General features: G+C 37.8%; 12 protein-coding genes and 1 riboswitch. Of the genes, 8 read left to right on the top strand and 4 right to left on the bottom strand.

Annotated features, from left to right (window positions below; translation table 11 throughout):
* Nucleotides 1-978 carry a DUF1002 domain-containing protein gene (locus tag LMF32_RS01915; RefSeq protein WP_092479367.1) on the top strand — a complete coding sequence of 326 codons (978 nt, stop codon included), beginning with the start codon at nucleotides 1-3 and terminating at the stop codon, nucleotides 976-978.
* A gap of 300 nt (nucleotides 979-1,278) precedes the next feature.
* Here the strand turns inward: LMF32_RS01915 and LMF32_RS01910 are convergent, their stop codons facing one another.
* Entirely contained in the window at nucleotides 1,279-1,833 is a 555-nt protein-coding gene (locus tag LMF32_RS01910; protein WP_230523670.1) for an NADPH-dependent FMN reductase, read from the bottom strand.
* A gap of 262 nt (nucleotides 1,834-2,095) precedes the next feature.
* Here LMF32_RS01910 and LMF32_RS01905 point away from each other — a divergent pair, with 262 nt between their 5' ends.
* From LMF32_RS01905 to LMF32_RS01895, 3 genes are all read left to right on the top strand, one after another.
* Nucleotides 2,096-2,698, top strand: coding sequence for a cob(I)yrinic acid a,c-diamide adenosyltransferase (locus tag LMF32_RS01905; RefSeq protein WP_230523669.1), 603 nt, complete (start codon nucleotides 2,096-2,098; stop codon nucleotides 2,696-2,698).
* Nucleotides 2,678-2,823, top strand: a riboswitch (adenosylcobalamin (AdoCbl) riboswitch). (Overlaps the previous gene by 21 nt.)
* A 94-nt stretch (nucleotides 2,824-2,917) precedes the next feature.
* Entirely contained in the window at nucleotides 2,918-3,328 is a 411-nt protein-coding gene (locus LMF32_RS01900; RefSeq protein WP_230523668.1) for a DUF4430 domain-containing protein, read from the top strand.
* Nucleotides 3,318-3,857, top strand: a complete 540-nt coding sequence (locus tag LMF32_RS01895) for an ECF transporter S component (RefSeq protein WP_230523667.1) — start codon at nucleotides 3,318-3,320, stop codon at nucleotides 3,855-3,857. Before LMF32_RS01900 ends, LMF32_RS01895 begins: the two co-directional genes overlap by 11 nt.
* A 71-nt stretch (nucleotides 3,858-3,928) precedes the next feature.
* Here the strand turns inward: LMF32_RS01895 and LMF32_RS01890 are convergent, their stop codons facing one another.
* Genes LMF32_RS01890 through LMF32_RS01880 form a run of 3 tightly spaced genes read right to left on the bottom strand, consistent with a single transcriptional unit; the run spans nucleotide 3,929 to nucleotide 6,208 of the window.
* Nucleotides 3,929-4,615, bottom strand: a complete 687-nt coding sequence (locus LMF32_RS01890; protein WP_230523666.1) for a hypothetical protein — start codon at nucleotides 4,613-4,615, stop codon at nucleotides 3,929-3,931.
* Complete coding sequence (floA, locus tag LMF32_RS01885; RefSeq protein WP_188204042.1) at nucleotides 4,615-5,604, bottom strand: flotillin-like protein FloA; 990 nt, start codon at nucleotides 5,602-5,604, stop codon at nucleotides 4,615-4,617. Before floA ends, LMF32_RS01890 begins: the two co-directional genes overlap by 1 nt.
* Complete coding sequence (locus LMF32_RS01880; protein ID WP_230523665.1) at nucleotides 5,597-6,208, bottom strand: NfeD family protein; 612 nt, start codon at nucleotides 6,206-6,208, stop codon at nucleotides 5,597-5,599. Before LMF32_RS01880 ends, floA begins: the two co-directional genes overlap by 8 nt.
* Nucleotides 6,209-6,539: 331 nt before the next feature.
* Here LMF32_RS01880 and glgB point away from each other — a divergent pair, with 331 nt between their 5' ends.
* The 4 genes from glgB to glgA all read left to right on the top strand — a co-directional run bounded on the left by glgB (nucleotide 6,540) and on the right by glgA (nucleotide 12,312).
* On the top strand, nucleotides 6,540-8,465 hold the full coding sequence (gene glgB, locus LMF32_RS01875; protein ID WP_230523664.1) for a 1,4-alpha-glucan branching protein GlgB: 1,926 nt from the start codon (nucleotides 6,540-6,542) through the stop codon (nucleotides 8,463-8,465).
* Nucleotides 8,466-8,571: 106 nt separating this feature from the next.
* Nucleotides 8,572-9,720, top strand: coding sequence for a glucose-1-phosphate adenylyltransferase (locus tag LMF32_RS01870; RefSeq protein ID WP_230523663.1), 1,149 nt, complete (start codon nucleotides 8,572-8,574; stop codon nucleotides 9,718-9,720).
* A complete protein-coding gene (gene glgD / locus LMF32_RS01865; protein WP_230523662.1) occupies nucleotides 9,707-10,873 on the top strand; it encodes a glucose-1-phosphate adenylyltransferase subunit GlgD in 1,167 nt (388 codons plus the stop codon). Before LMF32_RS01870 ends, glgD begins: the two co-directional genes overlap by 14 nt.
* Nucleotides 10,874-10,875: 2 nt before the next feature.
* Nucleotides 10,876-12,312: a glycogen synthase GlgA gene (glgA, locus tag LMF32_RS01860; protein WP_230523661.1), complete on the top strand. Its 1,437-nt coding sequence runs from the start codon at nucleotides 10,876-10,878 to the stop codon at nucleotides 12,310-12,312.
* Nucleotides 12,313-12,354: the final 42 nt, after the last annotated feature.

The raw sequence follows: 12,354 nt of genomic DNA, 5'->3' as shown, positions 1-12,354 counted from the left end.
ATGACACATCGTTTGAAAAAACTTGGAATAAAAACAGTAATGGTTACAGGATTGGTGGGCGGCTTCATTATTAGTCCGCTTACAGCAAATGCAGCTGAAGACGGAATAGACACAACAGTAGTGAATGAAAAATGGGGAAAGCCAACATTCGTTTATGGCGGTGGATTATCTGATACAGAAGTAGAGGAAACTGAAGAATTGATCGGCATCGAAAACCCTGAAAATGTCGTCAGCGTAAATGTCACTGGTGACGAATTAGTCAAATACTTAGGAGCCGGTTCTGGGAACACTTCTAGTCTTATTTCATCGGTATTGGTAGAAAAAGAAGATGACGGACATGGAGTAGTTGTAGACATCAAAACGCCGGAAAACATCACACAAATTACTCAAGAGCAATATGCAAATGCTGCCATCACAGCTGGTGTTGCAGACGCAACGATCGAAGTAGCCAGCATCCGTCCGGCAACAGGTGAAAGTGCCTTAACCGGTATTTATAAAGCTTTTGATGTCAACGGAGAAGATCTGGATCAAGATCGAATGGAAGTAGCTCAAGACGAGTTGGAAACGACTAATGATATCGCTCAAGAAAACGCGGATAATGGAGAGTTTGATCCATCTAAATTAGACCAGGCCATTATTGAGATCAAACAATCGTTAGCAGAGTTGAAAGAGCAGCAAGGTGAATTGGCCACTAAAGAAGATATTGAACGTATCATCAATGAAGCTTTAGCAAACAATAACCTGGAAAATGTTGTGACCCAAGAACAGATCGATCGTTTGATGAGTTTGTTTGAAAATTATCAACAAACAGCGGCTATTGATTCTGAAGCTGTAAAAGAACAATTGAACAACTTATCTGAAGTTGTCCAATCAAAATTCGGCGACTTCATCGATAGCGCAGAATCTAGCGGGCTATTTGATAAAATCGGTAACTTCTTCAAGCAAGTGTGGGAAGCTATCACAGGATTATTTAATTAAATGTAAATAAAACAGAGACTGACAAGAGACGTTTGTTAGTCTCTGTTTTTTAGTTTGAGGGTTATTAGTCAAGTTGCACTTATTAAAATGCTCACTTGACTAATAGAGGGTGTCTATTAATCAAGTGAAGATGGAATAATCGGCTAGTTGATTAATAGAGTGCTGCTATTGATCAAGTGGACTAGAAATAATCAGTCACTTGATTAATAGGACCAAATATACCCGTACGCTCATCAGCCAGCACAAAAAAGGAAAGGGACATTTTCTGTCTCTTTCCTTTTTTGTTACTTAAGTAAATGATTATAGACTAACATCGATTTTAATGAAGTTTTTGAAGCGACCTACGATAGCATCGATAAATTTAACTGTCAATTCATCTGTCAATGTACCGTTTTCGTCGAATTTTTCGTGAACAGAGCCCACGAATACATCATTACCGCCAGCTGCAGGCATAACGTAAGCAGCGACGCCCAATGTATCTAAGATATCGCGTAAGTGGATTTGTGCTTTAACTGTTCCTAAAGCACCCATTGAAGCACCCATGATCAACACTTTTTTGCCTTCCATTTCTCTGCCTGAACGAGAAACCCAGTCCAAAGCATTTTTTAATACCGCTGGAATAGAAGCATTGTATTCTGGAGTAGCGATAACTACTGCATCAGCATCTTTTACTAAAGCCTGGAAATCACGCACTTCTTGACCAGGATTTGCTTCGATTTCTTCATTAAAGAATGGTAAATTGCCGATTTCTGCAACTTCGATACCTAATTCTGGGTATGTGGTTGCTAGATGATTTACTAATTTTAAGTTGTATGAATCTTTTCTTAAACTACCTACTAATGCTACTGTTTTCACTACAACGACCTCTTTCATAAGTTAATGTTTTTTACAGAATTTATCATATCATTAGAGCTTTCTATTTAACAAGTAAAATCACTATCATAAAAGAAGAAATTCTATAAAAAGTAATTAAAATGCGGAATGCTTAAGCAAACTAGAAGTTCTTAAGGAAACTAGGTTTTGTGATAAAAGTAACAAATCTGGTTTACAATTTTTTATGGATGCATTATAGTTGGAATAGCACATAATAAAAACTAGAAAGGGGATGAAGATCAGCATGCAATTGTATACCAAAAGAGGCGATTTCGGAAACACGAATCTCATCGGCGGTCGAACAGTTTCAAAAGATTCGACAAGAGTAGACAGCTACGGCACGATTGATGAATTGAATTCACTAGTGGGCTACATTGTCAGTCAAATCGGCGCTGAAGATGCAATGATCAAAAATGAACTCGTCAAATTACAGCATGATTTATTTGATTGTGGGACTGATTTATCTACACCTCATGGAGTGAGGGAATATAAAGTCCAAAAAGATTTAGTAGATTGGATTGAAGAAAGAATTGATCAGTATGCGGAAGAAGCTCCGGCGATTGAAAAATTTATCATCCCTGGCGGAGATCCAGTTGCTGGATTGTTACATATGGCTCGGACGGTGACGAGAAGATCTGAAAGAATAATCGTTGCATTGAGTAAAGAGACTACAGTGAATCCTGTGGTAGCCATTTTCATCAATCGCTTATCGGATTATTTCTTTGCGTTAGCCCGAGTCATCAACCACAGACATGGAGTAGAAGAACCTTTTTATGAACGTGGAGGAGTCGTTTTTCATCCAGATTTGAAAAAAGAGGCTTTACCGAAAACTAAATACGACGATTGAAAAATGGAAGTTGGTGCAAATCCAACACGGTCCCGCCACTGTGAGAAGTTTATCGCTTCGAGTCAGGTCTTTTTTTCAATAGTTCCTATCAACAAGAGGCTTCGAGGCAAAGTACTCTTTTATTCTTTTGAGTTCTAATAGGCTGCTATCGTCATTTTGCCTTATTAGAACTTTTTTATATGTCAAAAATCAAAAAAATTATTATCAGGAGGAATAGAAATGATCCATTCAATCAAATTAATTCTTTTAGCATCATCAGCTCTTTTAGTAACGGCTTGCGGAAGCGGCAGCCAAGAAGCAGACTCAAAGCCTATTTCTTCGACAGAATCAAGCGTAGTGGAAACTACGGTATCCGTTTCATTTTCATTTGAAGAAGACGAAAAAGAACTTGCAGATTTAGCTAAAGAAACTGATGTTCAAGAAGGACAATCTGTGTTAGAAGCTTTGAAAGATAACTACAAGGTAGTGGAAGAGGGCGGTCTAGTGAGTTCTATCGAAGGACATGAGCAAGTTGAAAAGGAAAGCAAGTATTGGTTATATACAGTGAATGACGAGCAGCCGACTGTTGGAGCAAGCGACTACATTCTTGAAGAGGGTGATGAAGTGAAGTGGTTATTAAATGCCTACTAATCAACCTTTTAGAATCCGAAAAGTCCACCATATAGCTTTACTGGGTATGCTGACAACATTATGTTATGTCAGTCGGCTAGTATTTCAATTTTTGCCGAATGTCCAACCTGTAACAGTTATTTTGTTATTGATTACGATGTTATTGGGAATGAAAGATGGTCTTATTGTTTCTTTATTAAGCGTAGTGATTTCCAATATTAATTTGGGTTTAGGAGTATGGACTCTTGCTCAAATAACTTCTTTTTCAATTATCATCATTCTGACAGGATTGATCAATCGCTACGTATCATTTGAGCGATTGCCGTTTTTTGGGATGGTTTTTTATGCTGGTTTAACTGGATACATTTATGGATTCATCATCTCCGCGGTACAAGCGCCCTTTTTCGGTATTCAAAATTTTTGGGCTTATTATTTGTCCGGACTTCCATTTGATACGTTGCACGCAGTTGGCAATAGCGGGTTTTATCTAATATTGGCACCTATTTTGATACCATTAATAAAAAAGTTGATGAAAAGCTTCTACGCTTAAATAATGTTGTCCATAAAAAAAACAGGTCCGGAATCCGGACCTGTTTTTTAGTCTATCAACACAAACTAACCTTATCTAATAGGACGTTTGCTTCTAGGTTGATCAAGTATTTCTTTATAAATCACAGCTTGAACAATATTTCTTTGCAAATTGGTTTTTAAAGCCGGCTGTTTATCAGAGTATGCATCTCTGGAAGATTTTTTTGATGGAACAGGAGTCTTTTTCATCGAATGACCTTGAGTATTGAACTCTGTGCCTTCATAACTGGCTGTTCCCTCTAAACTGCCTAAACCTTCATAACCTGATCTTCCTTCAGTGCTGCCTGCACCCTCATAACCAATATGCCCCTCGGTACTACTTCCGCCTTCATAACTGCGGTGAGCAGTATTTCTTTTTGAAGGAGAAGCTGTTTTAGGAGTCGTGTTTCTTTTTTGAGGACTTTTTTGTTTAGAGCTTGTATTGTCCAATTCATTCATAGCGTCTTTAAATTCAGCTGCCAACTCTCTCCAACTCTGAGTTTTACCAGAAGATCGGTTAGTACCGGAAGCTGTTACAGATCTGCTCGTATTTCGTGGAGCAGCGTCTCTTCGATCAGCTCGTTGTTGATTTCTGTTGCTCGTATTTGCTTTAGGAGAGGAGTAAGGATTTCTTTTTTGCCCAGAATTTTTAGGAAATAGGGCACGAATGAAAAAGAAAAAAATGAAAATACCGCTATACGCCAATAAACCCAGCATAATAATGAAAAATAAAGCATCCATTATTCATCACTTTCTCTCTTAGAACTTTCTGAAATTGAACTTCTCATATCTGTATCTGCATTGATATTTTTCATGTTGTAATAATCCATAGCACCAAGATTTCCAGATTTTAATGCATCTGCTAAAGCTAGTGGAACTTGAGACTCGGCTTCTACAACACGAGCACGCATTCGTTGAGTTTCAGCTTGCATTTCTTGTTCTTCTGCAATCGCCATTGAACGTCTTTCTTCTGCTTTAGCTTGGGCGATATTCTTGTCTGCTTGTGCTTGTTCAGTTTGCAATTGAGCACCGATATTACGTCCGACATCAACATCCGCGATATCGATCGATAGAATCTCAAAAGCAGTACCAGAGTCTAAGCCTTTATTTAAGATAACTTTTGAAATGCCGTCTGGATTTTCCAGAACTGCACTATGGTTTATTGAACTACCAACAGTGGTAACAATCCCTTCACCGACACGGGCAATAATAGTATCTTCTCCGGCACCACCGACTAACCGTTCAATGTTTGCACGAACTGTTACCTTAGCTTTTACACGAACTTCGATACCATTTTTAGCAACAGCGGCGATAAAAGGAGTTTCGATAACTTTAGGATTAACACTCACTTGTACCGCTTCAAACACATTACGACCTGCTAAATCGATAGCAGCTGCTTGCTCAAATTTAAGTGGGATATTTGCTCTCTCAGCGGCGATTAAAGCATCAATAACTTGGTTGATGTCTCCACCTGCTAAGTAATGAGCTTCTAAATCGTTAATGTTGATCACCAAACCAGCTTTTGTTGCTTTGATTAAAGGACGCACGATGTGAGAAGGAATAACTCTTCTCAAACGCATTCCTACTAGAGTTCCAATACCAATCTTTACTCCTGAGAAATACGCTGTAACCCATAAACCTACGGGTACAAATCTTAAGAATAGACTGATGATTACTAAAACGATAATAGCGATTATCGCTAAACCAATCCAACTACTTGTTTCATTCATCTTCTACCACTCTCCTAACGACTATTTTTGAACCTTCTACTCTAATAACTTCTATTAGCACGTTTTCTTCGATTCGTTCATTTTGGCTCAACACATCTAATGAAACTTCATCAAATACCGCTTTTCCAGTGGGTCTTAAAGCAGTAAGTGTTTTGCCTTTTTTTCCAAGCAAGGTTGAATAATCAATATTGCTTGAATATCCTCTGGCGGTATCCAAATTATTCGTCAGCACTAATTTACTGAAATTATCAAAAGAATATCCTTTTTTGGCTAGGATGATCACTAGGCCGACCGATAAAAGAAAAGCTATGCTCAAATCACGAACAGCTTGGGCAAGATCTCCTACAGTTTGATATAAGCCAAAAAGAATCAATATAATCCCAAAAATACCGGCTACTCCAAAATCAGGAATGAATACTTCAAAGACCAATAATGAAATACCTAAAATGAAAATGATGATCGTATACCACTCATCATACTCATTCAAAAAGAAGTAAGCAGAAAAACTGGCTAACGAAACAGCTGCACCGATTGTTGAACGGGGAGTTAAAGCTGCAATGACTAATCCCAGAAAACCAATGGATAAAAGTACAATATCTAACATAGAAATACCTCCTTTCATAAGAAAATCTTTCTTAATATGGATGATTCCGATCGAACTGTTAGAAAACGGGTTCTTACCTGTATTCTACCATTAAAGTATTCTAATAGTCACTATTTAGACAAAAATCGTTAAAGCTGAACCATAAAATGATGACAACCACTTTTAACTGATTTAGAAGTGTCTTTAAAAGCATTTTAAAAAAGGTAGTGGTATAGTTGAAGAGACAACAGGATTGAAAAAAACAACCATATTATTAAAATAAAGATGTAAAAATAGTATTTAAATGATAATATGATTAAAATGCGAATGTTATTAAGGAAGAGGTGTCAATATGGAAAATCATACAACAAATCAATTTGACCTTATGAGGTTTAGAAAAGACAGTTACTTGTTCAATACGGGCAAGTACTATGATTGCTATTATTCATTGGGATGTCATAAAGAAATAAATGAGGAGCATGAAGGGTATCGGTTTACGGTCTGGGCACCTCATGCTAAGACAGTCTCCTTAGTGAGTGATTGTACAGATTGGAATATGGGAAAACCATTGGAAAAAATAGATGAAACAGAGATGTGGACTGTTTTTTGTGAAACGGCAAAAGAAGGGCAACCTTATAAATATCGTATCGAGCAACAAGATGGTACGGTAAAACTAAAAATTGATCCCCAGGCATTTGAGTTCGAAGTTCGTCCAAAAGAGGCATCAGTTATAAAAGAATTGCCACAGAAGAAATGGCGTGATGGACTATGGATGGCAAACAAGAAACGGTTTCCAGCGCACGAGCGTCCACTGAATATTTACGAAGTACATATGAGCTCTTGGAATCGTCATCCGGATGGCAGCTGGTACAGCATTCCAGAATTGCAAGCCGAGCTGATTCCATATGTAAAAGAGAATGGTTACACACATATTGAATTTTTACCGTTGATGGAACATCCTCTAGATGCTTCATGGGGGTATCAGGCTACTGGATACTTCGCTTTATCTTCTAAATTTGGGACTATTGAAGAAATGCAGGATTTTGTTGAAGCTGCTCATTTAGCCAATGTCGGTGTTTTGATGGATTGGGTACCTAGTCATTACAACAAGAACGATTATGGTATGGCGTATTTTGATGGTACTCCGCAGTACGAATACAAAGATTACCATAAAGCTCAAAATTACCGTTGGGGGACTTTAAACTTTGACTTAGGAAAGCCGCAAGTACACAGTTTTTTAATTTCTAATGCTCTTTTCTGGATAGAACAGTTCCATTTAGATGGTTTAAGAGTAGATGCTGTCTCTAATATGCTCTATTTAGATTACGACGAAGGAGAGTGGACGCCTAACGAAGACGGAAGCAACCACAATCGAGAAGGCGTAAGTTTTATACAAAAGTTAAACAACATTGTATTTGAACGACACCCAGATACGTTAATGATCGCAGAAGAAAGTACAGCTTGGGAAAAAGTAACAGGTTCTATTGATGAAGGTGGATTAGGTTTTAATTACAAATGGAATATGGGTTGGATGAACGACACCTTAAGATTCTTCGAAATGGATCCAATACACCGCAAAAATCACTTCAATTTATTAACTTTTTCATTTATGTATATGTTTAATGAAAATTATTTGCTTCCTTTTTCTCATGATGAAGTGGTTCATGGTAAAAAATCGTTGATGCATAAAATGCCTGGCGATCGATACAATCAATTTGCCGGACTGCGGGTTTTAGAAGCATACCGTATGGTTCATCCTGGAAAAAAATTAGGCTTTATGGGAAATGAATTTGGACAATTTTTGGAATGGAAGTTTGATGACTCTCTTGAATGGGAGAACTTAACGGACCCAATGAATCAAAAACACTTGGACTTTACGCGTACATTAAATCAATTCTATAAAGAGCATAGGGCATTATGGGAATTAGATCATGATCCAAGAGGAATCCAAATCTTAGATGCTGATAACGCAGAAGAATCGATCATGACATTCATTCGTAAAGGAAAAAAACCAAGAGATTTTCTGATTGTTATATGCAATTTTGTTCCAATAGAACGGCATAATTATCGAGTAGGAGTTCCATTTGAAGGACAGTATGAAGAAATCTTAAACACTGAGATGGAAGCATTGGGCGGTACTTGGACAAAAGGTCAAGGAGTGCTGAAAACTGAGAAGAAAGCTTGGAACCAACAAGAATACTCTCTGAATTTGATTGTACCTGCAATGAGCGTAGTGATTTTAAAGCCCAAAAGAGTCTTTAAAGTGCCAAAAGAATAAATATTCATTTTTTACAGCAAATCATTTTGATTTAAAATGCATTACAGTTACTATATTACCGAAGGAGGGTAGAGGAAGTTAGTGTCATCTTAACTTCCGTATACAGATGAAAAAAGAAATCGTTGCTATGATCTTAGCTGGAGGCCAAGGGTCACGTCTAGGAAAATTAACCAAAGAAATTGCTAAGCCTGCGGTACCATTCGGTGGAAAATACCGAATCATTGATTTTGCATTAAGTAACTGTGCAAATTCAGGAATCAAAAGTGTTGGGGTTGTCACTCAATACCAACCCTTAGAGCTGAACGCTCATGTTGGAAATGGTGATTCTTGGGGACTGAACACACATGATGGCGGAGCTACAATCTTACAACCGTACACTAACGTTGATGGAGAAAAATGGTTCAAAGGTACAGCACACGCTATTTACCAAAATATTGGATTTATTGACAGATATGAACCAGAATATTTACTGGTACTTTCCGGAGATCATATTTATAAAATGGATTATCAAAAAATGCTGGATTTCCATAAAGAAAAGAAAGCTGCTCTAACAGTTGGAGTTATCCCAGTAGAATGGGAAGAAGCTTCTCGTTTCGGATTAATGAATACGGATAAATCTGGAAGAATCATTGAATTTCAAGAAAAACCAGAAAATCCAAAAAGCAATTTAGCTTCAATGGGGATCTACATCTTTGACTGGCCGCGTTTGAAACAATATTTAATAGACAACCAAGCTAAAAACCGGACTATGGAAGACTTCGGTATGCATGTTATTCCAGCATATCTGCGCAACAGCGAAGATATTTATGCTTATGCGTTTAGAGACTATTGGAAAGATGTAGGGACGATTGAAAGTCTATGGCAAGCAAACATGGAGTTCTTGGATCCAAATCACGCTTTAAACATTCGAGATGAGAACTGGCGCATTTACTCTAAGAATCCAGATTCCCCGCCACAGTTCTTAACTAAGGATTCTAAAGTAACGAATTCTATGATTGTAGACGGCTGCTATGTCGCAGGCGAAATTAATCATTCCATTCTGTCTCATAATGTAAAAGTAGGTAAAGGTTCGGTAGTCAAAGACAGTTTTATCATGTCTAACGTGACGATTGGTGAAAATGTAACAATCGATCATGCTATCGTAGGCGAAAATGCGAAATTGCATGATGGAGCTGAATTGATTGGTAAAGAGAAAGATATTGCTGTTTTAGGTTATTCTGAGGAGATAGGAGGACTTAAAGATGATGAGAAATAGTTTTTGTGCCATATTGAATTTAGTTGAAGATGGAAGTAAACTGCATCCCTTAACAAAAAAGAGACCAATAGCTGCTTTACCTTTTGCGAGCAGATATAGATTGATTGATTTTCCGTTTACGGCTTTGCATAATGCTGAAGCAACTTCCGCATCTTTATTCATTTCAGGAAGCGGTCATTCATTGTATGATCACATTAGAAGTGGTTATGAATGGGGGCTGGACTCTACTATTGGAGGAGGAGTCTTCACTCACTCCCAATTAGATTTAAAAGAGACTGCAGCACGTGAGGGAAATAATCTTACCTATTATGAAGATCAAAGAAACTATGTAAAAAAATCTTTAGCTGAATATGTAGTTATTGGCGGAAGCAAGATGTTGTGCAATATCAACCTTCATTCTGTACTTCGCTACCATCAAGAACATGACGCAGATATTACAGTAGTGTATAAGAACATTCCATCAGAAGAAATCCCTGTCGATTCAGACTTGAAATGTTACTCAATTGAATCTGATACAGCTGTAATAACGGGATTGTTTCCAGTAACAGAACAAATGGATAAAGGTTCTGAAAAACTGGCAATCCAAACTGGTATTACGATTTTAAGTTCAGAAAAATTCTTGCGCTATTTAGATTTGTTAGAGGAAAGACAAGAAAGACACAGCTGGGGTCTAATGGTTGGTCTGGCTTTAGAAAAAGGAAATAAAGTAGTTGGATTCGAATATACAGGCTATTTAAAATATGTGGATAGTATTTTAAGTTACTATCAAGCTAATATGGATATGTTAGATGAAGATAATTACAACTCACTATTCTTCCGCAATTTGCCGGTTATTACGCGTGCCAGAAATGGAGCTCCTACATTTTACGCTCCAGAAAGCAAAGTATCAAACGTCCAAATTGCTACAGATTGTTTTATCGCTGGAGAAGTTGTCAATACAATTGTTTTTAGAAAAGTAAAAGTGGCTGAAAATGCTGTAGTTAAAGATTCTATTATCATGCAAGGGTGTAAAATTGGCGAGGGAGCTCATTTGGAATACGTTATTTTAGATAAGAACGTGACTGTAGCTCCTGGAGTAAGATTGATAGGCACTCCCGAACAACCATTAGTAGTAGAAAAAGGCAGTGTACTGAATGAAATGAAAGGAGCATAAAAATGAAAGTTTTATTTGCTTCAGCAGAATGTGCTCCTTTTTATAAAACAGGCGGTTTAGGAGATGTAGCAGGCGCATTGCCAAAGGTACTGAAAAAACAAGGCGTAGATATTCGAGTCGTGCTGCCTTTCTACACTTCTTTACCGCAAAAGTACAAGGATCAACTGGAAGATGTATGTCAATTTGAAGTGAAAGTCGGTTGGCGCAACCAGTTTTGCGGGATTAAAAAACTGGAAAACGATGGTGTAGTTTACTACTTCATCGATAATCTCTATTATTTTGATCGACCTGGGATCTATGGGTTTGACGACGACGGCGAACGGTTTGCGTTCTTTTCTCAAGCGATTATTGAAATGCTGGAGAAAATAGACTTTATTCCTGATGTCTTGCATGTCAACGATTACCATACGGCAATGATTCCTGTATTGTTAAAAGATAAATACGGCTGGATCGAAAAGTATCAATCCATAAAAACCATGTTGACGATTCACAATATGCAGTTCCAAGGTATCTTTGATCAATTGGTGTTATCTGACTGGTTTGATATAGGGTACAATGCTTTTCATATGAATGGTCTTGAGTTTTATGGCAACGTCAATTTCTTAAAGGGCGGAATCTACTATTCAGATATCGTCACAACCGTCAGTCCAACTTATGCGAATGAGATCCAAACGGATGAATTTGGAATGGGCTTGGATGGCGTTTTAAGGGATAACCATTATAAAATCAAGGGGATTTTGAACGGTATCGACTATGACGTGTTTGATCCTGAAGCAGATGAACATGTAGCAGAGCATTTTTCTATCGAGGATCCTAGCGGCAAGCTGATCAATAAAACGGTCTTGCAAGAAAAAGTTGGGCTGCCTGTGAACGAGAAAATTCCTGTTGTGGCTATGGTCAGCAGACTCACAGAACAAAAAGGTGTTCATTTGCTGATAGAAAAAATGGAAGAGTTAATGAACCGTGAGCTTCAAATCATTATATTAGGAACCGGAGAAAGCCATCTGGAAGACGCTTGTAAACACTACAACTGGGCATATCCAGAAAAATTTAAAGCCATCATTGATTTTGATGTTGAATTGGCTCAGCTCATTTATGCAGGAAGCGACATGTTTATCATGCCGTCTGCCTTTGAACCATGCGGCTTATCGCAATTGAATTCATTGCGCTACGGAACATTGCCGATCGTGCATGAAACTGGCGGTCTAAAGGATACAGTTGATCCTTACAATGCGTATACTGGTGAGGGAACTGGGTTTAGTTTTTCAGGCTATTCCAGCCAGATCATGTTGGAGACGATAGATCGAGCGTTAAATACTTACTATGAATATCCTAAACAGTGGAAAAAATTAGTCCGACAAGCAATGCAAAAAGATTTCAGCTGGGAAAAGTCTAGTCGAATCTATTTGGACTGTTACCGTCAAATCACTGAATCATAATCGATTAATTAAAAAGAAATAATAAGATAACAGGCTAGACCA

This window comes from Desemzia sp. C1 (assembly GCF_020882875.1).
Lineage (GTDB): Bacteria > Bacillota > Bacilli > Lactobacillales > Carnobacteriaceae > Desemzia > Desemzia incerta.
This window is presented reverse-complemented; position numbering and strand designations above follow the sequence as displayed.

What these genes read in the sequence shown, in the direction of transcription:
- LMF32_RS01870 (WP_230523663.1), top strand. Translation starts at nt 8,572, where the DNA reads ATGAAAAAAGAAATCGTTGCTATGATCTTAGCTGGAGGCCAAGGGTCA.
- LMF32_RS01890 (WP_230523666.1), bottom strand. Translation starts at nt 4,615, where the DNA reads ATGGATGCTTTATTTTTCATTATTATGCTGGGTTTATTGGCGTATAGC.
- floA (WP_188204042.1), bottom strand. Translation starts at nt 5,604, where the DNA reads ATGAATGAAACAAGTAGTTGGATTGGTTTAGCGATAATCGCTATTATC.
- LMF32_RS01900 (WP_230523668.1), top strand. Translation starts at nt 2,918, where the DNA reads ATGATCCATTCAATCAAATTAATTCTTTTAGCATCATCAGCTCTTTTA.
- glgA (WP_230523661.1), top strand. Translation starts at nt 10,876, where the DNA reads ATGAAAGTTTTATTTGCTTCAGCAGAATGTGCTCCTTTTTATAAAACA.
- glgB (WP_230523664.1), top strand. Translation starts at nt 6,540, where the DNA reads ATGGAAAATCATACAACAAATCAATTTGACCTTATGAGGTTTAGAAAA.
- glgD (WP_230523662.1), top strand. Translation starts at nt 9,707, where the DNA reads ATGATGAGAAATAGTTTTTGTGCCATATTGAATTTAGTTGAAGATGGA.
- LMF32_RS01895 (WP_230523667.1), top strand. Translation starts at nt 3,318, where the DNA reads ATGCCTACTAATCAACCTTTTAGAATCCGAAAAGTCCACCATATAGCT.
- LMF32_RS01905 (WP_230523669.1), top strand. Translation starts at nt 2,096, where the DNA reads ATGCAATTGTATACCAAAAGAGGCGATTTCGGAAACACGAATCTCATC.
- LMF32_RS01915 (WP_092479367.1), top strand. Translation starts at nt 1, where the DNA reads ATGACACATCGTTTGAAAAAACTTGGAATAAAAACAGTAATGGTTACA.
- LMF32_RS01880 (WP_230523665.1), bottom strand. Translation starts at nt 6,208, where the DNA reads ATGTTAGATATTGTACTTTTATCCATTGGTTTTCTGGGATTAGTCATT.